32 protein-coding genes are annotated in these 20,063 nt (G+C 63.9%); 31 read left to right on the forward strand and 1 reads right to left on the reverse strand.

The annotated features are described in order from the left end of the window. Window positions 1–192 precede the first annotated feature (192 nt). From tuf to rpmD, 21 genes are all read left to right on the forward strand, one after another. On the forward strand, window positions 193–1,368 hold the full coding sequence (gene tuf, locus SY26_RS08470; RefSeq protein ID WP_045983513.1) for an elongation factor Tu: 1,176 nt from the start codon (window positions 193–195) through the stop codon (window positions 1,366–1,368). Window positions 1,369–1,629: 261 nt separating this feature from the next. Next, entirely contained in the window at window positions 1,630–1,938 is a 309-nt protein-coding gene (gene rpsJ, locus SY26_RS08475) for a 30S ribosomal protein S10 (protein ID WP_042247848.1), read from the forward strand. An 11-nt stretch (window positions 1,939–1,949) separates the two neighbouring features. Continuing rightward, window positions 1,950–2,840, forward strand: a complete 891-nt coding sequence (gene rplC, locus SY26_RS08480; RefSeq protein WP_045982165.1) for a 50S ribosomal protein L3 — start codon at window positions 1,950–1,952, stop codon at window positions 2,838–2,840. Then, entirely contained in the window at window positions 2,840–3,460 is a 621-nt protein-coding gene (gene rplD, locus SY26_RS08485; protein ID WP_045982164.1) for a 50S ribosomal protein L4, read from the forward strand. The genes rplC and rplD overlap by 1 nt, the downstream gene beginning before the upstream one ends. Continuing rightward, window positions 3,457–3,753: a 50S ribosomal protein L23 gene (locus tag SY26_RS08490; RefSeq protein ID WP_046000098.1), complete on the forward strand. Its 297-nt coding sequence runs from the start codon at window positions 3,457–3,459 to the stop codon at window positions 3,751–3,753. The genes rplD and SY26_RS08490 overlap by 4 nt, the downstream gene beginning before the upstream one ends. A 93-nt stretch (window positions 3,754–3,846) precedes the next feature. After that, the gene (gene rplB / locus SY26_RS08495) at window positions 3,847–4,686 is read left to right on the forward strand and encodes a 50S ribosomal protein L2 (RefSeq protein WP_046000099.1); all 840 of its coding nucleotides are present in this window, start codon (window positions 3,847–3,849) and stop codon (window positions 4,684–4,686) included. A 3-nt stretch (window positions 4,687–4,689) separates the two neighbouring features. Then, window positions 4,690–4,968 carry a 30S ribosomal protein S19 gene (gene rpsS / locus SY26_RS08500; protein ID WP_045982161.1) on the forward strand — a complete coding sequence of 93 codons (279 nt, stop codon included), beginning with the start codon at window positions 4,690–4,692 and terminating at the stop codon, window positions 4,966–4,968. A gap of 5 nt (window positions 4,969–4,973) precedes the next feature. Next, window positions 4,974–5,354 carry a 50S ribosomal protein L22 gene (rplV, locus tag SY26_RS08505; RefSeq protein ID WP_042247864.1) on the forward strand — a complete coding sequence of 127 codons (381 nt, stop codon included), beginning with the start codon at window positions 4,974–4,976 and terminating at the stop codon, window positions 5,352–5,354. Then, window positions 5,354–6,064: a 30S ribosomal protein S3 gene (gene rpsC, locus SY26_RS08510; RefSeq protein WP_045982160.1), complete on the forward strand. Its 711-nt coding sequence runs from the start codon at window positions 5,354–5,356 to the stop codon at window positions 6,062–6,064. The genes rplV and rpsC overlap by 1 nt, the downstream gene beginning before the upstream one ends. Window positions 6,065–6,077: 13 nt before the next feature. Further along, complete coding sequence (gene rplP / locus SY26_RS08515; RefSeq protein ID WP_045982159.1) at window positions 6,078–6,491, forward strand: 50S ribosomal protein L16; 414 nt, start codon at window positions 6,078–6,080, stop codon at window positions 6,489–6,491. A gap of 192 nt (window positions 6,492–6,683) precedes the next feature. After that, complete coding sequence (rpmC, locus tag SY26_RS08520; RefSeq protein WP_045982158.1) at window positions 6,684–6,890, forward strand: 50S ribosomal protein L29; 207 nt, start codon at window positions 6,684–6,686, stop codon at window positions 6,888–6,890. A 12-nt stretch (window positions 6,891–6,902) separates the two neighbouring features. After that, complete coding sequence (gene rpsQ / locus SY26_RS08525) at window positions 6,903–7,148, forward strand: 30S ribosomal protein S17 (protein WP_045982157.1); 246 nt, start codon at window positions 6,903–6,905, stop codon at window positions 7,146–7,148. A 77-nt stretch (window positions 7,149–7,225) separates the two neighbouring features. Then, window positions 7,226–7,594 carry a 50S ribosomal protein L14 gene (rplN, locus tag SY26_RS08530; protein ID WP_022708219.1) on the forward strand — a complete coding sequence of 123 codons (369 nt, stop codon included), beginning with the start codon at window positions 7,226–7,228 and terminating at the stop codon, window positions 7,592–7,594. Further along, entirely contained in the window at window positions 7,594–7,899 is a 306-nt protein-coding gene (gene rplX, locus SY26_RS08535) for a 50S ribosomal protein L24 (protein ID WP_045982156.1), read from the forward strand. Before rplN ends, rplX begins: the two co-directional genes overlap by 1 nt. Beyond that, the gene (gene rplE / locus SY26_RS08540; RefSeq protein ID WP_046000100.1) at window positions 7,899–8,459 is read left to right on the forward strand and encodes a 50S ribosomal protein L5; all 561 of its coding nucleotides are present in this window, start codon (window positions 7,899–7,901) and stop codon (window positions 8,457–8,459) included. The genes rplX and rplE overlap by 1 nt, the downstream gene beginning before the upstream one ends. Before the next feature lie 19 nt (window positions 8,460–8,478). After that, window positions 8,479–8,784 carry a 30S ribosomal protein S14 gene (gene rpsN, locus SY26_RS08545; RefSeq protein ID WP_042247889.1) on the forward strand — a complete coding sequence of 102 codons (306 nt, stop codon included), beginning with the start codon at window positions 8,479–8,481 and terminating at the stop codon, window positions 8,782–8,784. A 16-nt stretch (window positions 8,785–8,800) separates the two neighbouring features. After that, the gene (gene rpsH / locus SY26_RS08550; protein ID WP_045982167.1) at window positions 8,801–9,193 is read left to right on the forward strand and encodes a 30S ribosomal protein S8; all 393 of its coding nucleotides are present in this window, start codon (window positions 8,801–8,803) and stop codon (window positions 9,191–9,193) included. Window positions 9,194–9,203: 10 nt separating this feature from the next. Next, window positions 9,204–9,737: a 50S ribosomal protein L6 gene (gene rplF / locus SY26_RS08555; RefSeq protein ID WP_046000101.1), complete on the forward strand. Its 534-nt coding sequence runs from the start codon at window positions 9,204–9,206 to the stop codon at window positions 9,735–9,737. 12 nt (window positions 9,738–9,749) lie between these two features. Beyond that, complete coding sequence (gene rplR, locus SY26_RS08560) at window positions 9,750–10,109, forward strand: 50S ribosomal protein L18 (protein WP_045982153.1); 360 nt, start codon at window positions 9,750–9,752, stop codon at window positions 10,107–10,109. Window positions 10,110–10,222: 113 nt separating this feature from the next. Next, window positions 10,223–10,792, forward strand: coding sequence for a 30S ribosomal protein S5 (rpsE, locus tag SY26_RS08565; RefSeq protein ID WP_042247897.1), 570 nt, complete (start codon window positions 10,223–10,225; stop codon window positions 10,790–10,792). Window positions 10,793–10,804: 12 nt separating this feature from the next. Continuing rightward, complete coding sequence (gene rpmD, locus SY26_RS08570) at window positions 10,805–10,990, forward strand: 50S ribosomal protein L30 (protein WP_046000102.1); 186 nt, start codon at window positions 10,805–10,807, stop codon at window positions 10,988–10,990. 58 nt (window positions 10,991–11,048) lie between these two features. On the opposite strand, the gene SY26_RS08575 is transcribed toward rpmD, so the two are convergent. Then, window positions 11,049–11,675, reverse strand: coding sequence for a hypothetical protein (locus SY26_RS08575; protein ID WP_046000103.1), 627 nt, complete (start codon window positions 11,673–11,675; stop codon window positions 11,049–11,051). Window positions 11,676–11,908: 233 nt separating this feature from the next. On the opposite strand from SY26_RS08575, the gene rplO reads away from it, so the two are divergent. From rplO to SY26_RS08625, 10 genes are all read left to right on the forward strand, one after another. Further along, the gene (rplO, locus tag SY26_RS08580; RefSeq protein WP_045982150.1) at window positions 11,909–12,388 is read left to right on the forward strand and encodes a 50S ribosomal protein L15; all 480 of its coding nucleotides are present in this window, start codon (window positions 11,909–11,911) and stop codon (window positions 12,386–12,388) included. A 110-nt stretch (window positions 12,389–12,498) separates the two neighbouring features. Continuing rightward, window positions 12,499–13,869 (forward strand): preprotein translocase subunit SecY, encoded by a 1,371-nt coding sequence (gene secY / locus SY26_RS08585; RefSeq protein WP_046000104.1) that lies wholly within the window; start codon window positions 12,499–12,501, stop codon window positions 13,867–13,869. 64 nt (window positions 13,870–13,933) lie between these two features. Then, a complete protein-coding gene (locus SY26_RS08590; protein ID WP_046000105.1) occupies window positions 13,934–14,515 on the forward strand; it encodes an adenylate kinase in 582 nt (193 codons plus the stop codon). A gap of 155 nt (window positions 14,516–14,670) precedes the next feature. Beyond that, the gene (gene rpsM, locus SY26_RS08595; RefSeq protein ID WP_045982147.1) at window positions 14,671–15,039 is read left to right on the forward strand and encodes a 30S ribosomal protein S13; all 369 of its coding nucleotides are present in this window, start codon (window positions 14,671–14,673) and stop codon (window positions 15,037–15,039) included. Between the two features lie 12 nt (window positions 15,040–15,051). After that, the gene (gene rpsK, locus SY26_RS08600) at window positions 15,052–15,441 is read left to right on the forward strand and encodes a 30S ribosomal protein S11 (protein WP_042247912.1); all 390 of its coding nucleotides are present in this window, start codon (window positions 15,052–15,054) and stop codon (window positions 15,439–15,441) included. Between the two features lie 114 nt (window positions 15,442–15,555). Further along, complete coding sequence (locus SY26_RS08605; protein WP_042247914.1) at window positions 15,556–16,572, forward strand: DNA-directed RNA polymerase subunit alpha; 1,017 nt, start codon at window positions 15,556–15,558, stop codon at window positions 16,570–16,572. Between the two features lie 108 nt (window positions 16,573–16,680). Continuing rightward, on the forward strand, window positions 16,681–17,100 hold the full coding sequence (gene rplQ, locus SY26_RS08610) for a 50S ribosomal protein L17 (protein ID WP_042247916.1): 420 nt from the start codon (window positions 16,681–16,683) through the stop codon (window positions 17,098–17,100). Between the two features lie 298 nt (window positions 17,101–17,398). After that, the gene (locus SY26_RS08615; RefSeq protein WP_045982146.1) at window positions 17,399–18,010 is read left to right on the forward strand and encodes an autoinducer binding domain-containing protein; all 612 of its coding nucleotides are present in this window, start codon (window positions 17,399–17,401) and stop codon (window positions 18,008–18,010) included. Between the two features lie 61 nt (window positions 18,011–18,071). After that, window positions 18,072–18,662, forward strand: a complete 591-nt coding sequence (locus SY26_RS08620) for an acyl-homoserine-lactone synthase (RefSeq protein ID WP_045982145.1) — start codon at window positions 18,072–18,074, stop codon at window positions 18,660–18,662. 63 nt (window positions 18,663–18,725) lie between these two features. Further along, window positions 18,726–20,042, forward strand: coding sequence for a replication-associated recombination protein A (locus tag SY26_RS08625; protein WP_046000106.1), 1,317 nt, complete (start codon window positions 18,726–18,728; stop codon window positions 20,040–20,042). The last annotated feature ends 21 nt before the right edge of the window (window positions 20,043–20,063 follow it).

Here is a 20,063-nt window from a genome sequence, read left to right on the forward strand (position 1 = left end):
GGCGCCTTGCGCTGCCAAACGATATGGGTCGCCCGGCGGTTCCTGCAAAGGGGCGGGCAGACGCCCCGACCCCGACATGATTAGCCACGGCACGCAAGCCCGCCCTTGATTTCCCCGCGCGCGCCTTATACATCGCGGCGCACGTCAATCCGGGGCCCTTTCAGCCATGCCCCGCGGATCCAGGAGGCCCACATGGCAAAGGCAAAGTTTGAACGGAACAAACCGCACGTCAACATCGGCACGATCGGCCACGTTGACCACGGCAAGACGACGCTGACGGCGGCCATCACGAAGTACTTCGGCGAATTCCGCGCCTATGACCAGATCGACGGCGCGCCCGAAGAGAAGGCCCGCGGGATCACGATCTCGACCGCGCACGTGGAATACGAATCCGAGACGCGCCACTATGCGCATGTCGACTGCCCGGGCCACGCCGACTACGTCAAGAACATGATCACCGGTGCCGCCCAGATGGACGGCGCGATCCTGGTCGTGAACGCCGCCGACGGCCCGATGCCGCAGACGCGCGAGCACATCCTGCTGGGTCGCCAGGTGGGCATCCCCTACATGGTCGTCTACCTGAACAAGGTCGACCAGGTGGATGACGAGGAACTGCTGGAACTGGTCGAGATGGAAGTCCGCGAGCTGCTGAGCTCGTACGACTATCCGGGCGACGACATCCCGATCATCAAGGGTTCGGCGCTGGCAGCCATGGAAGGCCGCGACAACGCCATCGGCGAGGATTCGATCCGCGCGCTGATCGCCGCCGTCGACGAGTACATCCCGACCCCCGAGCGTGCGATCGACCAGCCGTTCCTGCTGCCGATCGAGGACGTGTTCTCGATCTCGGGCCGCGGCACCGTGGTCACCGGCCGCATCGAGCGCGGCGCGGTCAACGTGGGCGACGAACTGGAGATCGTGGGCATCCGCGACACCAAGAAGACCACCTGCACGGGCGTCGAGATGTTCCGCAAGCTGCTGGACCGCGGTGAGGCCGGCGACAACGTGGGCGTCCTGCTGCGCGGCATCGACCGTGACGGCGTCGAGCGCGGCCAGGTCCTGGTCAAGCCGAAGTCGGTCACCCCACACACCCAGTTCGAGGCCGAGGCCTACATCCTGACCAAGGAAGAAGGCGGCCGCCACACGCCGTTCTTCGCGAACTACCGCCCGCAGTTCTACTTCCGGACCACGGACGTCACCGGCACCGTCAAGCTGCCCGAGGGCACCGAGATGGTGATGCCCGGCGACAACCTGAAGTTCGAGGTCGAGCTGATCGCCCCGATCGCGATGGAAGAGAAGCTGCGCTTCGCCATCCGCGAAGGCGGCCGCACCGTCGGCGCAGGCGTCGTCTCCAAGATCATCAAGTGATCCAGGGCCCGAATGGGCCAAGGAATGCTGCGGGAAAGGCCACCCTTCGGGGTGGCCTTTTTCATGCGGCCCGCGGCGCTTGACGGGCAGGCCGATTTGCGGCATAGGACCGCAACGCTGCCGGTTCGCGAAGAATCGTCGGTTTTGCGCGTGGCCGCCTCATCGTGGGCGGCCTGCGTTTTTTTCGTACGGTCCGATGCTGGCGCCGCGTGGTGCGCCGTCAGCCTCTCGACTGGAACTCCCCGCAAGAGGGATGTCTTTATGCAAAGCCAGAATATCCGGATCCGGCTGAAGGCCTTTGATTACCGCGTGCTGGATGCCAGCACCCAGGAAATCGTCAACACGGCCAAGCGCACCGGCGCGACCGTCCGCGGCCCGATCCCGCTGCCGAACAAGATTGAGAAATTCACCGTCCTGCGCGGTCCGCACATCGACAAGAAGTCGCGCGACCAGTGGGAAATCCGCACGCACAAGCGTCTGCTGGACATCGTCGATCCGACACCGCAGACCGTTGACGCCCTCATGAAGCTCGACCTCGCCGCCGGCGTGGACGTCGAGATCAAAGTCTGAGGAGGCAGATCATGTTGCGTACTGGTATCATCGCCAAGAAACTGGGCATGACCCGTCTGTTCCTCGAGGACGGCCGTCAGGTTCCCGTCACCGTCCTGCAACTGGACGGCCTGCAGGTCATCGCGCAGCGCACCGCCGCGACCGATGGCTATACCGCCGTCCAGCTGGGCGCCGGCGAAGCGAAAGCAAAGCGCACGACCGCAGCGATGCGCGGTCACTTTGCCAAGGCTTCGGTCGCGCCCAAGCGCAAGATCGTGGAATTCCGCGTTGCGGAAGAGAACCTGATCAACGTCGGTGAGGAGATCACGGCTGACCACTACTTCTCGGGTCAGTATGTGGACATCGCCGGCATCTCGATCGGTAAGGGCTTTGCGGGCGCCATGAAGCGCCACAACTTCGGCGGTCTGCGCGCGTCGCACGGCGTGTCCGTCAGCCACCGTTCGCACGGTTCGACCGGCCAGTGCCAGGACCCCGGCAAGGTGTTCAAGGGCAAGAAGATGGCAGGTCACCTGGGTGCCGTCCGCGTTACCACGCAGAACCTGCAGGTCGTCCGCACGGATTCCGAGCGCGGCCTGATCATGGTCAAGGGCTCGGTTCCGGGCTCGAAGGGTGGCTGGGTCACCGTCAAGGACGCCGTCAAGAAGGCGACGCCCGAGAACCTGATCTATCCGGCCGCCCTGCGGTCCGCCGCCCGCGAAGCCGCGCGTCTGGCTGAAGAAGCCGCCGCCGCCGCCGCCGCCGAGGAAGAAGCCGCCCGCGAGGAGGCCGCCCGTCTGGCCGCCGAGCAGGAAGCCGCCGCCCTGGCCGAGGCCGAAGCCTCGATCAAGTCCGACAAGGACGCTGCCGATCCCAACGCGGAAGAGCCGGCATCCAATGACGACGCGCCGGAAGGAGACAAGTGATGAAACTTGATGTGATCAAGCTGGATTCCGGCGCAGCCGGGTCGATCGATCTGGCCGACGACATCTTCGGGCTGGAGCCGCGCGGCGACATCCTGCAGCGCGTCGTGCGTTGGCAGCGCGCCAAGGCACAGGCCGGCACCCACTCGGTGCTGGGCAAGTCGGACGTCAGCTACTCGACCAAGAAGATCTATCGCCAGAAGGGCACCGGCGGCGCACGCCACGGCTCCCGCAAGGCGCCGACCTTCCGTCACGGCGGCGTCTACAAGGGTCCGACCCCGCGGTCGCACGCCTTCGATCTGCCCAAGAAGGTCCGTGCCCTGGGTCTGCGTCACGCGCTGTCGGCTAAGGCCACCGCGGGTGAACTGGTCATCATCGAGGATCTGAACCTCGCCGATGCCAAGACCGCAGCCGTCGCCAAGGCCGTCCGTGAGAACGGCTGGAAGCGCGTGCTGGTGATCGACGGTGCCGAAGTGAACGAGAACTTCGCCCGTGCCGCCCGCAACATCGAAGGCGTGGACATCCTGCCGTCGATGGGTGCCAACGTGTATGACATCCTCAAGCGTGATACCCTGGTCATCACGCGCGCCGGTGTCGAAGCTCTGGAGGCTCGTCTGAAATGAGCGCGAAAGCAGAACATTACGACGTGATCGTCAAGCCGATCATCACCGAGAAGGCCACCATGACGTCCGAGAACAACGGCGTCGTGTTCCAGGTCGCCAAGGACTCGAACAAGCCGCAGATCAAGCAGGCCGTCGAGGCCCTGTTCGGCGTCAAGGTGAAGGCGGTCAACACCACCATCACCAAGGGCAAGCAGAAGCGCTTCCGCGGCCAGCTGGGTCGTCGCAGCGACGTCAAGAAGGCCTATGTGACGCTGGAAGCCGGCAGCACCATCGACGTTTCGACCGGTCTCTGATAACCGGACGCAATCTGGCGGCCCCGGCATTCCGGGGCCGCCGCAATTGACTGAAACGGACCACCCTGGTCCAAAGCAACGGAAGACAGAAAGATGGCATTGAAGTCGTACAAACCGACGACGCCTGGCCAGCGTGGGCTGGTTCTGATCGACCGTTCGGAGCTTTGGAAAGGTCGCCCGGTCAAGAGCCTCACCGAGGGTCTGACCAAGAAAGGCGGCCGGAACAACACCGGACGGATCACCATGCGGCGCCAAGGCGGCGGCGCGAAACGCCTGTATCGCATCGTCGATTTCAAGCGCACCAAGTTCGACATGGCCGGCACGGTCGAGCGGATCGAGTACGATCCCAACCGCACCGCCTTCATCGCGCTGATCAAGTACGAAGACGGCGAGCAGGCCTATATCCTGGCACCGCAGCGTCTGGCCATCGGCGACAAGGTCGTCGCGGGTTCCAAGGTCGACGTGAAGCCGGGCAACGCCATGCCCTTCAGCGGCATGCCCATCGGCACGATCGTCCACAACGTCGAGCTGAAGCCCGGCAAGGGCGGCCAGATCGCGCGTTCGGCGGGCACCTATGCCCAGTTCGTCGGTCGTGACGGCGGCTATGCCCAGATCCGCCTGTCCTCGGGCGAACTGCGCCTGGTCCGTCAGGAATGCATGGCGACCATCGGCGCCGTGTCGAATGCCGACCATTCGAACCAGAACCTCGGCAAGGCCGGCCGCAACCGCCACAAGGGCATCCGCCCGAGCGTCCGCGGTGTCGCCATGAACCCGATCGACCACCCGCATGGTGGTGGTGAGGGCCGCACCTCGGGTGGCCGCACGCCGGTCACGCCCTGGGGTAAGGACACCAAGGGCAAGAAGACCCGCAGCAACAAGGCGACCGACAAGTACATCTTGCGTTCGCGTCACGCGAAGAAGAAGGGGCGCTGACCTATGGCACGTTCTGTTTGGAAAGGCCCCTTTGTTGACGCCTATGTGCTCAAGAAAGCCGAGAAGGCCCGTGAGTCGGGGAAATCCGACGTCATCAAGATCTGGTCGCGTCGCTCGACCATCCTGCCGCAATTCGTCGGCCTGACCTTTGCCGTCTACAACGGGCACAAGCACATCCCCGTGAACGTCAGCGAAGAGATGATCGGTCAGAAATTCGGTGAATATTCGCCCACGCGCACCTATTACGGGCACGCCGCGGACAAGAAAGCCAAGAGGAAGTAATCGTCATGGGTAAGGAAAACAATCCGCGCCGCGTGGCGGAGAACGAGGCCTTCGCCAAGACGAAGATGCTTCGCACCTCGCCGCAGAAGCTGAACCTGGTGGCTCAGCTGATCCGCGGCAAGAAGGTCGACAAGGCTCTGGCCGACCTGACCTTCTCGCACAAGCGCATCGCCGGCGACGTGAAGAAGTGCCTTCAGTCCGCCATCGCGAACGCCGAGAACAACCACGGTCTGGACGTCGACAACCTGGTCGTCGCCGAGGCCTGGGTCGGCAAGAACCTGGTGATGAAGCGTGGCCGTCCGCGGGCACGTGGCCGCTTCGGCAAGATCATGAAGCCGTTTTCGGAAATCACCATCAAGGTGCGCCAAGTCGAGGAGCAAGCGTAATGGGTCAGAAGGTCAATCCGATCGGCATGCGCCTCCAGGTCAACCGCACCTGGGACAGCCGCTGGTACGCCGACGACAAGGACTATGGCAATCTGCTGCTTGAAGACCTGAAGATCCGGGACTTCATCCGCACCGAAGCCAAGCAGGCCGGCATCAGCCGCGTCATCATCGAGCGCCCCCACAAGAAGTGCCGCGTGACCATTCACGCAGCGCGTCCCGGTGTCATCATTGGCAAGAAGGGTGCGGACATCGAGACCCTGCGCAAGAAGCTGGCGAACTTCACCGACAGCGAACTGCACTTGAACATCGTCGAAGTGCGCAAGCCCGACGTCGATGCGCAGCTTGTCGCCGAGTCGATCGCTCAGCAGCTGGAGCGTCGCGTGTCGTTCCGCCGTGCGATGAAGCGTTCGGTCCAGAACGCGATGCGCATGGGTGCCCTGGGCATCCGCGTGAACGTCGCCGGCCGTCTGGGCGGTGCCGAGATCGCACGGACCGAATGGTATCGCGAGGGCCGCGTGCCCCTGCATACCCTGCGGGCCGACATCGACTATGCACTCTGCGAAGCCACGACCCCGTACGGGATCATCGGCGTGAAGGTGTGGATTTTCAAGGGCGAGATCATGGAACATGATCCCCAGGCCCATGATCGCCGCGCTGCCGAGGCCCAGGAAGGTCCGGCCCCCCGTGGTCCGCGCCGCGACGCCCGGTAAGGAGTAGAAAACAATGCTGCAACCGAAACGGACCAAGTTCCGCAAACAGCACAAGGGCCGTATCCACGGCGAGGCAAAGGGCGGTTTCGACCTGAACTTTGGCTCGTTCGCCCTGAAGGCAACCGAACCAGAGCGCGTCACCGCGCGCCAGATCGAGGCGGCCCGCCGCGCGATCACCCGTCACATGAAGCGTCAGGGCCGGGTCTGGATCCGGATTTTCCCGGACGTTCCGGTGTCGTCCAAGCCCACCGAGGTCCGGATGGGTAAGGGTAAGGGTTCCGTCGACTTTTGGGCGGCCCGGGTGCATCCCGGCCGGATCATGTTCGAGATCGACGGCGTGAACGACACCATCGCCCGCGAGGCCCTGCGCCTCGGCGCGATGAAGCTGCCGGTCCTGACCCGCATCGTCGCACGCGAAGACTGGTAAGCGTCGGCCCGCCGGGCCAGCGCGAAAGGGGGCCCCGCCGAGCGATCGGCGGGGCCCCTGCCTTTTCCCGCAAACGGGCTTGCCAAACGGGCGTTCAGCCTGTATGCGCAGGCCTTCATCACGAAACTCCACCGGAATCAGGGTGGCCCTGGCGACAGGGGCTCTCCGGTGATGTTGAAAGGAAGACGCGTCATGGACGCCACCGAACTGAAGTCGAAGACGCCCGACCAGCTGAAGGATCAGCTGGTTGCGCTGAAGAAAGAGGCCTTCAACCTGCGCTTTCAGCAGGCGACCGGTCAGCTGGAAAGCACCGCACGCATGCGCACCGTCCGTCGCGACGTGGCCCGCGTGAAGACGATTCTGAACCAGAAAGCGGCCGAAGCCGCGGCCTCGAACTAAGGAGCCCGGCCCATGCCCAAACGTATCCTGCAAGGCCGCGTCACCAGCGACAAGAACGAACAGACGATCACCGTCTTGGTCGAGCGCCGCTTCAAGCATCCCGTGCTGCACAAGATCGTGCGCTCGTCGAAAAAATACCGCGCGCATGACGCGCAGAACCAGTTCAAGATCGGGGACACCGTTCGCATCGTCGAATGCGCCCCGATCTCGAAGACGAAACGCTGGACTGTCCTGACGGACGAAGCGGTCAACGCCTGAAGTCCATCATTACAGATCAGAAATGATCGAAACCCTGGGGCCGCAGTCGGCGGTCCCCAAAGGTCGGGAGAAACCAAATGATCCAGATGCAGACCAATCTGGATGTTGCTGATAACTCGGGCGCTCGCCGGGTTCAGTGCATCAAGGTCCTGGGTGGTTCGCACCGTCGCTATGCGTCGGTGGGCGACATCATTGTCGTGTCCGTGAAGGAAGCCATCCCCCGGGGCCGGGTGAAGAAGGGTGACGTCCGCAAGGCCGTCGTCGTTCGCACCGCCAAGGAAGTGAATCGCGAGGACGGAACCTCGATCCGCTTCGACCGCAACGCCGCCGTCATCCTGAACAACCAGGGCGAACCGGTCGGCACCCGTATCTTCGGGCCGGTCGTGCGCGAGCTGCGTGCGAAGAACTTCATGAAGATCATCTCGCTTGCACCGGAGGTGCTGTGATGGCTGCCAAGCTGAAGAAGGGCGACAAGGTCGTCGTGCTGGCCGGCAAGGACAAGGGCAAGCAGGGTGAGATCACCGCTGTCATGCCCAAGGACAACAAGGCCATCGTGGACGGCGTGAACGTCGCCATCCGCCACACCAAGCAGTCCCAGAACAGCCAGGGCGGCCGCGTGTCGAAGGCCATGCCGATCGACCTGTCGAACCTGTCGCTGATGGACAAGAACGGCAAGGCAACCCGCGTCGGCTTCCGCATGGAAGACGGCGGCAAGGTCCGCTTTGCCAAGACCACGGGAGACGTGATCTGATGCTGGACAACGCCAAGTACACGCCCCGCCTGCGCGCGGTGTTCACCGACACCATCAAGGCCGCGCTGAAGGAAGAGTTCAGCTACAAGAACGACATGCAGATCCCGCGTCTGGACAAGATCGTCCTGAACATGGGTGTCGGCGAAGCCGTCAAGGACACCAAGAAGGTCAAGCAGGCGGCCGACGAGCTGTCGCTGATCGCCGGTCAGAAGGCCATCATCACCTATGCCAAGAAGTCGATCGCCGGCTTCCGCGTGCGTGAGGAGATGCCGCTTGGCTGCAAGGTGACCCTGCGCGGCGACCGCATGTACGAATTCCTGGACCGCCTGATCAACATCGCGCTGCCCCGCGTCCGCGACTTCCGCGGCGTGAAGCCGACGTCGTTCGACGGCCGCGGCAACTATGCGATGGGCCTGAAAGAGCACATCGTTTTCCCGGAAATCAACTTCGACAAGGTCGACGAAGTTCTGGGGATGGACATCATCATCTGCACCACCGCGACGACCGACGCGGAAGCGAAGTCGCTGTTGAAGCATTTCAACATGCCGTTCACCAGCTGATCGCGGAGGGAAAGAAGATATGGCAAAGAAATCCATGATCGAGCGCGAGAACAAGCGCGCACGTCTGGTCAAGCAATACGCTGCAAAGCGTGCTGAACTGAACGAGGTCATCAAGGACCAGTCCCGCCCGATGGAAGAGCGGTTCAAGGCCACGCTGAAGCTGGCCGAACTGCCGCGCAACTCGTCGGCGACGCGCCTGCACAACCGGTGCCAACTGACCGGTCGTCCGCATGCGTATTACCGCAAACTGAAACTGTCGCGGATCATGCTGCGCGAGCTCGGCTCGCACGGTCAGATCCCCGGCCTGGTCAAGTCCAGCTGGTAAGGGGGCACATACCATGATGAACGATCCTCTCGGCGATATGCTGACCCGCATCCGCAATGCGCAGATGCGCGGCAAATCGACCGTCCGCACCCCCGCCTCCAAGCTGCGTGCCTGGGTTCTGGACGTGCTGAAGAACGAAGGTTACATCCGCGGCTACGAGGAAGTGACCACCACCGAGGGCCACAAAGAGCTGGAAATCGGGCTGAAATACCACGACGGAACCCCGGTCATCCGGGAACTGTCGCGCGTGTCGAAGCCGGGTCGCCGGGTCTATGCCGGGTCCAAGGAAATCCCGCAGGTCCGTCAGGGTCTGGGCGTCTCGATCGTCTCGACTCCCAAGGGCGTCATGTCGGATGCAGCGGCTCGCAATGCCAATGTTGGCGGCGAAGTCCTCTGCACCGTGTTCTAAGGAGGGCAGAATGTCTCGTATTGGTAAGAAGCCGGTCGAACTGCCCAAGGGCGTGACGGCCGAGATCAAAGGTCAGACCATCGAAGTGAAGGGGCCGAAGGGCACCCGTCATTTCACGGCGACCGATGATGTGGATCTGGTGCTGGAAGATGGCTCCGTCGCGGTCAAGCCGCGCGGAACGTCCAAGCGTGCGCGCCAGCAGTGGGGGATGACCCGCTCGATGATCGAGAACCTGACCGTGGGCGTGTCCACCGGGTTCAAGAAGGAGCTGGAGATCCAGGGTGTGGGTTACCGCGCCAACATGCAGGGCAAGGACCTGAAGTTGGCTCTGGGCTACTCGCATGACGTGATCTTCGAGGTGCCGGAGGGCGTCACGGTGTCGTCTCCGAAGCAGACCGAAATCGTTGTGGAAGGCATTGACCAGCAGCGTGTTGGCCAGGTCGCAGCGAACATCCGCGAGTGGCGCAAGCCCGAGCCCTACAAGGGCAAGGGTATCCGCTACAAGGGCGAGTTCGTGTTCCGCAAGGAAGGCAAGAAGAAGTAAGGGGCGCATGAAATGGCACTGAAAAAGCAAGAGCTGTTCCAGAAGCGCCGCCTGCGCGTTCGGAACAAGCTGCGGGCGATGTCGAACGGCCGTCCGCGGATGTCGATCCACCGGTCCTCGAAGAACATCTTCGTGCAGGTGATCGACGACCTGAAGGGCGTGACCCTGGCTTCGGCCAGCACGCTGGAGAAGGACCTGGGCCTGATCGGCAAGAACAACGTCGAGGCTGCGGCCAAGATCGGTTCGACCATCGCCGAGCGTGCGAAAGCCGCTGGCGTGGAAGAAGTCGTGTTCGACCGCGGCGGCTTCATCTTCCACGGCAAGGTCAAGGCTCTGGCCGACGCCGCCCGTGAAGGTGGTCTGAAGTTCTGATCCTGCGGACGGCGCACGCCCCAGTGGCGGCGCCGTCCCGATGATCCGGGAACATCCGTTCACCGGGATCGACACAACCGGCGCCGCGCGCGCCCGCGTACAAGGAATGCCTCATGGCAGAACGTGACAACAACCGCCGGGGCGGTCGCAACGATCGCGAAGAGAACCCGGAATTCCAGGACCGCCTGGTTGCCATCAACCGCGTGTCCAAGACGGTCAAGGGCGGCAAGCGCTTTGGCTTTGCGGCACTCGTCGTCGTCGGTGACCAGCGCGGCCGCGTCGGTTTCGGCAAGGGCAAGGCCAAAGAGGTCCCCGAGGCGATCCGCAAGGCGACTGAGCAGGCCAAGCGCGGCCTGATCCGCGTGCCTCTGCGTGACGGCCGTACCCTGCACCACGACATCGAAGGTCGTCATGGCGCCGGCAAGGTCATCATGCGCACGGCCGTCGCCGGTACCGGCATCATCGCAGGCGGCCCGATGCGCGCCGTGTTCGAGATGCTGGGCGTGCAGGACGTCGTGGCCAAGTCGCAGGGGTCGCAGAACCCCTACAACATGATCCGCGCCACCCTGGACGGTCTGAAGAAAGAGTCGAGCCCCCGCAGCGTCGCGACCCGTCGCGGCAAGAAAGTGGCTGACATCCTGCCCTCGAACGACAAGCCGGCTGACGCCGCTGTCGAAGCGTAAGGAGCGAGACGCATGGCAACAATCGTCGTCAAGCAGATCGGATCGCCGATCCGCCGCCCCAAGGACCAGCTGGCCACCCTGAAGGGCCTGGGCCTGAACAAGATGAACCGCACCCGCGAGCTGGAGGATACCCCCTCCGTGCGCGGCATGGTCAACAAGATCCCGCACCTGGTGGCGATCATCGAAGAAAAGGCCTGATCCCCGCGGTCGGGTCAGTGAAACGCCCCGCAATTGCGGGGCGTTTTGCGTTCCAGCGCTATTCGCGGCAGGCATAGAGCGTGCCGCCCACCGCCACGACCGATACCGCAGCCCCGGTCAGCAGCACCGGAGAAGCCGCGACCGCCGCCGCCGCACCGCCAAGCGAGGCCAGTGCCCCGGACACCGCCGTGCCCGCGCCGCTGAGGATCACGGCCCCGGACGCATCGGGCAGCGCCTGCAGCCCCTGCACGGACCGTCGGGCCGCGGCACCCGACAGCGCCCCTGCGGCGGCGGTCGTCTGGTTCACGCGGCGGCAGACGGCGCGGGTCTGGCTGCGGCACACGCCCCAGGCATCCCGCGCCCCCAGGTCATAGCCCATCACCGATTCGCTGGCCTTGTCGAAGCGGAGGCAGAAGGGCAGGCGTTCCTCGTCCGTCAGTTCGGGCGTCAGGCTGCGCAGGACGACATAGCTGGGGCAGTCGTGGCGCCCGATGCGGGTGGCCAGCTGTTCGCGGCGCGAATAGGTGTCCGACAGCCGCGCCTCGGCCTTGTCATAGCCCATGACGACATCGCGGTCATTGATACGGGCGGTGCAGAAGGTCGGCTCTGCCTCCTGCGCGGCGACAGGCGCGGACGGCAGGGCGGAGAGCAGGGCAAGGATGGGGATCAGGGCAAGGCGGCGCATGGCAACTTCCGGTAGTATCGAGGATGGCCCATGCGTGGGGCAGGGGGGCGCGCCACTCAAGACACAAGATGGTGTCGGGCGTGATTGGCAACGCCCCTGTGGCGGGATCGCTTGAAAGATGCGGGCATTGCGCGTATAGGGCCCCGGTGCTCAATGGCACAGTGATTCAACAAGCAAGAAAAGCCGTGGCCCCCTGTTTCGCTTCGAGGGAGTGTCCGGCAAGGAGAAGCGACATGAAACTGCATGAAATCCGCGACAATGATGGCGCGAACCGCTCGAAGAAGCGCGTTGCGCGTGGTCCGGGCTCGGGCAAGGGCAAGACCGCCGGCCGGGGTATCAAGGGCCAGAAGTCGCGTTCGGGCGTCGCCCTGGGCGGATACGAAGGCGGCCAGATGCCGCTGTACCGCCGCCTGCCTAAGCGCGGCTTCAGCAAGCCGAACGCAAAGTCGTTCGCCGTCGTGAACCTGGGCCAGATCCAGGGCTTCATCGATGCGGGCAAGATCGACGGCAAGGCAGAGCTGACCGAAGACGCGCTGGTCGCATCGGGTCTGGTCCGCCGCAAGCTGGACGGCATCCGTCTGTTGGCCACCGGCGAGCTGAAGTCGGGCATGACCATCACCGTCACCGGTGCCTCGAAAGCCGCGATCGACGCGGTCGAGAAGGCGGGCGGCAAGGTCAACCTGCCGGCAGCGCGCGACGCGGCGGCCGAATAAGCTGTTGAAGGGGGCTTTCCTGCCCCATAGATAGCATCTAGGTTTTCAGGCGCCGCCGGTCCCCGCGAAAACGGGTCGGCGGCGCTGTCATGACACGGGACATAAACAGCATGGCGTCAGCCGCAGAACAGATGGCCGCGAACCTCTCCTGGGGGCAGCTCGGCAAGGCCACGGAACTTCGCCAGCGGATATGGTTCACGATCGGCGTGCTGATCATGTACCGCATCGGCACCTATATTCCGGTGCCCGGCATCGACGGCGCGGCGCTGCGCAACTTCATGGAGCAGGCCTCGACGGGCATCGGCGGCATGCTGTCCATGTTCACCGGCGGCGCGCTTGGCCGGATGGGTGTCTTTGCCCTGGGCATCATGCCCTACATCTCGGCCTCGATCATCGTGCAGCTGCTGACCTCGATGGTCCCGTCGCTGGAGCAGCTGAAGAAGGAAGGCGAGACCGGCCGCAAGAAGATCAACCAGTACACCCGCTACGGCACCGTGGCGCTGGCGCTGTTCCAGGCATACGGCCTGGCACGCAGCCTGGAGGCCGGCGGCCTGGCGCATGAACCCGGCCTGTTCTTCCAAGCATCGGTGGTCATCACCCTGGTCGGCGGAACCATGTTCCTGATGTGGCTGGGCGAACAGATCACCGCACGCGGCGTCGGCAACGGCATCTCGCTGATCATCTTCGTGGGCATCCTGGCTGAAATCCCGGCCGCGCTGGCCACCTTCTTCCAGCAGGGCCGCACGGGCGCCATTTCGACACCGGTGATCCTGTTCGTGATCGTGATGCTGGTGGCGATCATCGCCTTCGTCGTGTTCATGGAACGCGCGCTGCGCAAGATCCGCATCCAGTATCCCCGGCGCCAGGTCAGCATGAAGGTCTATGACGGCCAGACCAGCCACCTGCCGGTCAAGGTCAATCCCGCGGGCGTGATCCCGGCGATCTTCGCCAGCTCGCTGCTGCTGCTGCCGATCACCATCTCGACCTTTTCCGGAAACGAGACCGGTCCGATCATGTCGGTGATCCTGGCCTATTTCGGGCCCGGCCAGCCGCTGTACCTGCTGTTCTTCGCGGCGATGATCGTGTTCTTCACGTATTTCTACACGCAGAACGTCTCGTTCAAGACCGATGACGTGGCCGAGAACCTGAAGAACCAGGGCGGCTTCATTCCGGGCATCCGTCCGGGCAAGCGGACCCAGGACTATCTGGATTACGTGGTGAACCGCCTGCTGGTGATCGGCTCTGCCTATCTGGCGCTAGTCTGCCTGATGCCAGAGATCCTGCGCGACCAGTTCTCGATCCCGGTCTATCTGGGCGGAACCTCGGTCCTGATCGTGGTGTCGGTGACGATGGACACGATCAACCAGGTTCAGAGCCACCTGCTGGCGCACCAGTACGAGGGGCTGATCGAGAAATCCCAGCTGCGCGGCAAGCGCAAGCCGGGTACCGCCAAGCCGCGCCGCCTGCCGTCGCGCCGCTGAGGGCGCGACCGTACCGACGATACGACAAGGCCGCATCAATGGCCACCTGAGGGGGACAGACGCCATGACCATCAACATCATCCTGTTGGGGCCGCCGGGTGCCGGCAAGGGAACCCAAGCCGGCCGCCTTGTGGCCGACAAGGGCCTTGTCCAGCTGTCCACCGGGGACATGCTGCGTGCCGCCCGGTCGTCGGGGACCGAGATGGGCCGTCGCGTCGCCGAGGTCATGGACCGGGGCGAACTGGTCACGGACGAGATCGTCATCGGCCTGATCCGCGAGCAGCTTGAGAAGGGCGGCAAGGGCTTCATCTTCGACGGCTTCCCCCGGACGCTGGCGCAGGCGGATGCCTTGGGGCGCCTTCTGGCCGAATCCGGCATGGCGCTGGACGCGGTGATCGAGCTGCAGGTCGACGACGAGGCCCTGGTCGGACGGATCGTCAAGCGCGCCGAGGAATCGCGCGCCGCCGGTCAGCCGGTGCGCCGCGACGACACCCCCGAGGTCTTTGCGGACCGCCTGCGCGAATACTACAAGAAGACCGCGCCGCTCTTGGGCTACTACTACGCGAAGGGCAACCTGCACGCCGTCGACGGCATGGCGCCGATGGAGCAGGTCGCCGCCCAGATCGCGGCAAAGCTGCCTGCTTGACGACGCGGCGATCTGCCGCTAGTTCACGTCATCTCGCAAGAGAATCACCCGGATCGCGGGTGGACCATCGATTTGGCCCGGAGGCACAGCTTTCGGGCCTTGCGTTGTGAAAAAAGGTTCCGGCATTACGGAACCGCAACTGAAAAGGAAAACGCGTGGCTCGTATTGCTGGCGTCAACATTCCGACGGGGAAACGCGTCCCCATCGCTCTGACCTATATCCACGGCATCGGCGACCTGTACGCCGCTCAGATCTGCGAAGCGACCGGCATCGACACGTCGCGCCGCATCAACGATCTGTCGGACGCAGAAGTCCTGGCCATCCGCGAATACATCGATGCCAACCTGACCGTCGAGGGCGACCTGCGCCGCGAAGTCCAGATGAACATCAAGCGCATGATGGACCTGGGCTCGTATCGCGGTCTTCGCCACCGTCGCGGCCTTCCGGTCCGCGGTCAGCGCACGCATACCAATGCGCGCACCCGCAAGGGCCCGGCCAAGCCGATCGCCGGCAAGAAGAAATAAGGGGCAAGCGACATGGCACGTGACAAGACCCGCATGAAGCGCAAGGAACGCAAGAACATCGCCACCGGCGTTGCGCATGTGAACTCCAGCTTCAACAACACCAAGATCCTGATCTCGGACGTCCAAGGCAACGCCATCGCCTGGTCCTCGGCCGGCACGATGGGCTTCAAGGGTTCGCGCAAATCGACCCCTTACGCCGCCCAGATGGCTGCCGAAGATGCCGGCCGCAAGGCGCAGGAACATGGCGTCCGCACGTTGGACGTCGAAGTCCAGGGCCCCGGTTCGGGCCGCGAATCGGCTCTGCGCGCGCTGGCCGCTGCCGGCTTCAACATCACGGCCATCCGTGACGTGACGCCGATCGCGCATAACGGCTGCCGCCCGCCCAAGCGCCGTCGCGTCTGATCCTGGATCATCATTGACCGGCCCGTGCGTCCGCGCATGGGCCGGACTTTCGCATTTCACCTCGGGCGTTTCCGGCCACGGTCATGGGCAGGAAGCAAGTATGGAGGAAAATCCATGATCCACAAGAATTGGGCCGAACTGATCAAGCCGACCCAGCTGGTCGTCAAGCCGGGCGCCGACGCGACCCGCACGGCCACCCTGGTCGCCGAGCCGCTGGAGCGGGGCTTCGGCCTGACGCTTGGCAACGCGCTGCGCCGGGTGCTGATGTCATCGCTGCAGGGCGGTGCCATCACGGCCGTGCAGATCGACAACGTCCTGCACGAGTTCAGCAGCGTCGCCGGCGTCCGCGAGGACGTGACCGACATCGTGCTGAACCTGAAGGGCGTCACGCTGAAGATGGACGTCGAAGGTCCCAAGCGCCTGACGCTGTCCGCCAAGGGGCCGGGCGAGGTCAAGGCCAGCGACATCCAGGAGACGGCCGGCATCACCGTTCTGAACCGCGACCATGTCATCTGCCATCTGGATGACGGCGCCGAGCTGAACATGGAACTGACGGTGCAGACGGGCAAGGGCTATGTCGCCGCCGACAAGAACCGCCCCGAGGATGCTCCCATCGGCCTGATCCCGATCGACGCGATCTTTTCTCCGGTCAAGCGCGTCAGCTATGAGGTGCAGCCCACCCGTGAGGGGCAGGTGCTGGACTATGACAAGCTGACCATGAAGATTGAGACCGACGGGTCGCTGACGCCGGAAGACGCCGTGGCCTATGCCGCGCGCATCGTGCAGGACCAGCTGTCCGTGTTCGTCAACTTCGACGAGCCGGAAGCCGCGAACCGCCAGGACAGCGACGATGGCCTGGAATTCGATCCGCGCCTGCTGAAGAAGGTCGACGAGCTGGAGCTGTCGGTCCGTTCGGCGAACTGCCTGAAGAACGACAACATCGTCTATATCGGCGACCTGATCCAGAAGACCGAGGCAGAGATGCTGCGGACCCCGAACTTCGGCCGCAAGTCCTTGAACGAGATCAAGGAAGTGCTGTCGGGCATGGGCCTGCATCTGGGCATGGACGTGGTCGACTGGCCGCCGGAAAACATCGAGGACCTGGCCAAGCGTTTCGACGACCAGTTCTGAGATCACGGCGGGGGGTGACCCCCGCTGACCACCGGGCATCCGCCCCAAGGAGAGCGGCCCGCACGCATGGGCCGCCGGACAAAGCAAAACACGCTGTAGGAGATCATCATGCGTCACGCCCGTGGCTATCGCCGCCTCAACCGTACCCACGAACACCGCAAGGCGCTGTTCGCCAACATGTCCGGCTCGCTGATCGAGCACGAGCAGATCAAGACCACCTTGCCGAAAGCCAAGGAACTGCGTCCGATCGTCGAGAAGCTGATCACGCTGGCCAAGCGCGGCGATCTGCACGCCCGCCGCCAGGCGAACGCCCAGCTGAAGCAGGACATGCATGTCGCCAAGCTGTTCGACGTTCTGGGTGAGCGTTACAAGGACCGTCAGGGTGGCTATGTCCGCATCATGAAGGCCGGCTTCCGCTATGGCGACATGGCGCCGATGGCGATCATCGAACTGGTCGACCGCGACACCAGCGCCAAGGGTGCCGCCGACCGTGCGCGCCTGGAATCGGAATTCACTGCCGAAGACTGATTGCGCAGCCCGGATGGGCCAGTGATTTAGACCCCGTCGCAAAAGATTGCGGCGGGGTTTGCTAATTTAGCACAGCCAAAACGCGTTGACGTAGAGGAACGAAAAATTCTTCACCTTCCGCGAGTGGCTTCGCGTATGTATCATCCACGGACGGAATGTTGGTGAGCGTAGCGCCGATTCCGCGAGGGAGGGTGATGTATTTTATCGCGAAGCCGAGGACGTTAACCAAATCGAAACTTCGATGGGTCACAATTTGTTTGAACCTTGACGTCAATCATTTCAACATATCCAAAAAGCCATGTCATCTCGTGCAGACATAAATGCAGATCTCCGAAAGCTGGGCAAGCATGCCCTGTCCGGCTATTTCGTGGGGCTGCATATCCGTTTCGCTGCACCGCTGATGCAGTTTCAGACCTATGACGAAAAATGGTCGGAATTCTATTCCCAGAACGGCTATGCCCTGCGCGATCCGACAATCGCCTGGGGGTTCTCGACGACCGGCGCCTGCCGGTGGTCCGCGCTGCCGATCCCAGACCCGTTCAACATCCTCAAGGATGCCGCAGATCACGGGCTGATCTTCGGTCTGACCGTCTCCCACGGTCCGATCGCATCGCGCACCATCGCGTCCTTCGCGCGCGCTGATCGCGAACTTTCCGATGCCGAGATCGAGGAGATCTCGACCACGGTACGGCGGCTTCACGACATGACCGAGCCGCCTGCGAGCCTGACAAAGGCTCAGAAAGAAGCCCTTCGATGCATTGCGGAGGGGGATCGTCATGCAGCAGCGGCTGCCAAGCTTGGCATTACCGAAAGCGCGTTCAAGGCAAGGTTGATTTCTGTCCGGGAACGCCTGAAGGCGCGGACGACCGCCGAGGCGCTGCAGAGGGCCAAGGAATACCGTTTGCTGTAGATGTGTCGCCCAAGGGGTCCGCGAGGCGAGGAAGGGTGCCCTCACACCCCAGGAGTATCAGATGCAGACGACAACACTTTCTTTTTCAAATCTTCACAACCACGGCGAATTGTTTGCCAACCTGTTTCGCGCCCGCAAGCAGAGCTTCATTATCCAGAAGAACTGGGATTTGCCCGAATCCGAGGATATGGAGTTCGACCAGTACGACACCCCGCAAAGCCGCTGGATCGCCATCCATGACCGGACCGAGGTTCTGGCCGGAATCCGCCTGACCCCGACGACCGCGCGCTGCGGCATCTATTCCTACATGATCCGGGACGCGCAGGAGGGGATCCTGGGCGGCAGCATTCCCCAGGACCTGCTGTTCGAGAAGGCGCCCGTCGACCCGCATGTGTGGGAATGTTCGCGCGTGTTCGTCAGCCACTCCATCCCACAGATGTACCGGCGCAAGGTGCACTTCAAGATGGTCGAGGCGATGACCGGATCGGCCCGTGACATGGGCGCGACCAAGCTGATCGCGCTGACCGGGTCGAACTGGCCGCGCTGGTACGGCCGCTGCGGCCTGTCCGCCGTCGCCCTGGGGCGTCCGCTGTTCATCGACGACGGCGAGTTCCAGTGCGTGGCGATCGACCTGGCCACCAAGATGCACTGACCGTCGATGGCCCTGCGAACAGGGCTGTCGCGCCGGCCCGGACATGCCTAGAATGGGCGCGTCATGGCAGATCTGTTCGATACCGCACCGCAGGCAGACCCCCCGTCCGGGACGGGGGCAAGGCCACTGGCCGACCGCATCCGACCCGCCCGCCTGTCCGAGGTCATCGGTCAGGCGAAGGTGCTAAGCCCCGACGGGCCGCTTGGCAGCATGCTGGCATCGGGCAGCCTGTCGTCGCTGATCCTGTGGGGCCCGCCGGGCGTCGGCAAGACGACCATCGCCCGCCTGCTGGCGGACGAGACCGATCTGGCATTCGTGCAGATCAGCGCCATCTTTACCGGTGTGCCAGACCTGCGGAAGGTCTTTGACGCCGCCCGCCTGCGGCGCAGCCAGGGTCGCGCCACGCTGCTGTTCGTCGACGAGATCCACCGGTTCAACAAGGCGCAGCAGGACAGCTTTCTGCCGCATATGGAGGACGGCACGATCCTTCTGGTCGGCGCCACGACAGAGAACCCGTCCTTTGAGCTGAACGCCGCGGTCATGTCGCGGGCCCAGGTCGTCGTGCTGGAGCGTCTGACGCTGGCGGATCTGGAACTGCTGGCGCAACGCGCGGAACGCGAGCTGGGACGCAAGCTGCCCCTGACGGCGCAGGCGCGCGACACCCTGCTGGAGATGGCCGATGGCGACGGTCGTGCCGCGCTGAACCTGATCGAGCAGGTGGCCGCCTGGAAGGTCGAGGGCAAGGTCGATCCCGACGCCCTGGCGAAACGTCTGAACAAGCGAGCGCCCAAGTACGACAAGTCGGGCGAGGAGCATTTCAACCTGATCTCGGCCCTGCACAAGTCGGTGCGGGGCAGTGACCCGGACGCCGCGCTGTATTGGCTGGCGCGCATGCTGGAGGGTGGAGAGGACCCGCGCTATCTGGCGCGGCGTATCACGCGCATGGCGATCGAGGATATCGGCCTGGCCGATCCTGCCGCCGCCCGGCACTGCCTGGATGCCTGGGCGCTGTACGAGCGGCTTGGTTCGCCCGAGGGGGAACTGGCCCTTGGCCAGGCGGTCATCTATCTGGCGCTGGCGCCGAAATCGAATGCTGGATACGCGGCCTACAAGAACGCGCGGGCCGAGGCCCGGCGCACCGGCAGCTTGATGCCCCCCGCCCATATCCTGAACGCGCCCACCAAGATGATGAAGGAGCAGGGATACGGCGGGGGCTATGCCTATGACCACGATGCCGAGGACGGGTTCAGCGGCCAGAACTATTTCCCCGACGGGCTGAAGCGCCCGGTCCTCTACACGCCCGTCGAACGCGGGTTCGAACGCGAGCTGAAACGCCGCCTGGACTGGTTCGTCAGCCAGCGCCTGAAGCGCGGCGGTTGACTTTGCGCGCGCGGGGCCACA

Origin of the sequence: Paracoccus sp. 228 (assembly GCF_000967825.1) — a bacterium.
GTDB lineage: Bacteria > Pseudomonadota > Alphaproteobacteria > Rhodobacterales > Rhodobacteraceae > Paracoccus > Paracoccus marcusii.

Coding starts and splice junctions, on each gene's coding strand:
- rplX (WP_045982156.1), top strand. CDS start 7,594: ATGGCTGCCAAGCTGAAGAAGGGCGACAAGGTCGTCGTGCTGGCCGGC.
- secY (WP_046000104.1), top strand. CDS start 12,499: ATGGCGTCAGCCGCAGAACAGATGGCCGCGAACCTCTCCTGGGGGCAG.
- rpsH (WP_045982167.1), top strand. CDS start 8,801: ATGAACGATCCTCTCGGCGATATGCTGACCCGCATCCGCAATGCGCAG.
- rplE (WP_046000100.1), top strand. CDS start 7,899: ATGCTGGACAACGCCAAGTACACGCCCCGCCTGCGCGCGGTGTTCACC.
- tuf (WP_045983513.1), top strand. CDS start 193: ATGGCAAAGGCAAAGTTTGAACGGAACAAACCGCACGTCAACATCGGC.
- rplN (WP_022708219.1), top strand. CDS start 7,226: ATGATCCAGATGCAGACCAATCTGGATGTTGCTGATAACTCGGGCGCT.
- rplV (WP_042247864.1), top strand. CDS start 4,974: ATGGGTAAGGAAAACAATCCGCGCCGCGTGGCGGAGAACGAGGCCTTC.
- SY26_RS08590 (WP_046000105.1), top strand. CDS start 13,934: ATGACCATCAACATCATCCTGTTGGGGCCGCCGGGTGCCGGCAAGGGA.
- SY26_RS08490 (WP_046000098.1), top strand. CDS start 3,457: ATGAGCGCGAAAGCAGAACATTACGACGTGATCGTCAAGCCGATCATC.
- rpsN (WP_042247889.1), top strand. CDS start 8,479: ATGGCAAAGAAATCCATGATCGAGCGCGAGAACAAGCGCGCACGTCTG.
- rplQ (WP_042247916.1), top strand. CDS start 16,681: ATGCGTCACGCCCGTGGCTATCGCCGCCTCAACCGTACCCACGAACAC.
- rpmD (WP_046000102.1), top strand. CDS start 10,805: ATGGCAACAATCGTCGTCAAGCAGATCGGATCGCCGATCCGCCGCCCC.
- rplF (WP_046000101.1), top strand. CDS start 9,204: ATGTCTCGTATTGGTAAGAAGCCGGTCGAACTGCCCAAGGGCGTGACG.
- rplP (WP_045982159.1), top strand. CDS start 6,078: ATGCTGCAACCGAAACGGACCAAGTTCCGCAAACAGCACAAGGGCCGT.
- rplO (WP_045982150.1), top strand. CDS start 11,909: ATGAAACTGCATGAAATCCGCGACAATGATGGCGCGAACCGCTCGAAG.
- rpsJ (WP_042247848.1), top strand. CDS start 1,630: ATGCAAAGCCAGAATATCCGGATCCGGCTGAAGGCCTTTGATTACCGC.
- rplD (WP_045982164.1), top strand. CDS start 2,840: ATGAAACTTGATGTGATCAAGCTGGATTCCGGCGCAGCCGGGTCGATC.
- rpsC (WP_045982160.1), top strand. CDS start 5,354: ATGGGTCAGAAGGTCAATCCGATCGGCATGCGCCTCCAGGTCAACCGC.
- rpsQ (WP_045982157.1), top strand. CDS start 6,903: ATGCCCAAACGTATCCTGCAAGGCCGCGTCACCAGCGACAAGAACGAA.
- rplC (WP_045982165.1), top strand. CDS start 1,950: ATGTTGCGTACTGGTATCATCGCCAAGAAACTGGGCATGACCCGTCTG.
- rplB (WP_046000099.1), top strand. CDS start 3,847: ATGGCATTGAAGTCGTACAAACCGACGACGCCTGGCCAGCGTGGGCTG.
- SY26_RS08625 (WP_046000106.1), top strand. CDS start 18,726: ATGGCAGATCTGTTCGATACCGCACCGCAGGCAGACCCCCCGTCCGGG.
- SY26_RS08605 (WP_042247914.1), top strand. CDS start 15,556: ATGATCCACAAGAATTGGGCCGAACTGATCAAGCCGACCCAGCTGGTC.
- rpsE (WP_042247897.1), top strand. CDS start 10,223: ATGGCAGAACGTGACAACAACCGCCGGGGCGGTCGCAACGATCGCGAA.
- rplR (WP_045982153.1), top strand. CDS start 9,750: ATGGCACTGAAAAAGCAAGAGCTGTTCCAGAAGCGCCGCCTGCGCGTT.
- SY26_RS08575 (WP_046000103.1), bottom strand. CDS start 11,675: ATGCGCCGCCTTGCCCTGATCCCCATCCTTGCCCTGCTCTCCGCCCTG.
- rpsS (WP_045982161.1), top strand. CDS start 4,690: ATGGCACGTTCTGTTTGGAAAGGCCCCTTTGTTGACGCCTATGTGCTC.
- SY26_RS08620 (WP_045982145.1), top strand. CDS start 18,072: ATGCAGACGACAACACTTTCTTTTTCAAATCTTCACAACCACGGCGAA.
- rpsK (WP_042247912.1), top strand. CDS start 15,052: ATGGCACGTGACAAGACCCGCATGAAGCGCAAGGAACGCAAGAACATC.
- SY26_RS08615 (WP_045982146.1), top strand. CDS start 17,399: ATGTCATCTCGTGCAGACATAAATGCAGATCTCCGAAAGCTGGGCAAG.
- rpmC (WP_045982158.1), top strand. CDS start 6,684: ATGGACGCCACCGAACTGAAGTCGAAGACGCCCGACCAGCTGAAGGAT.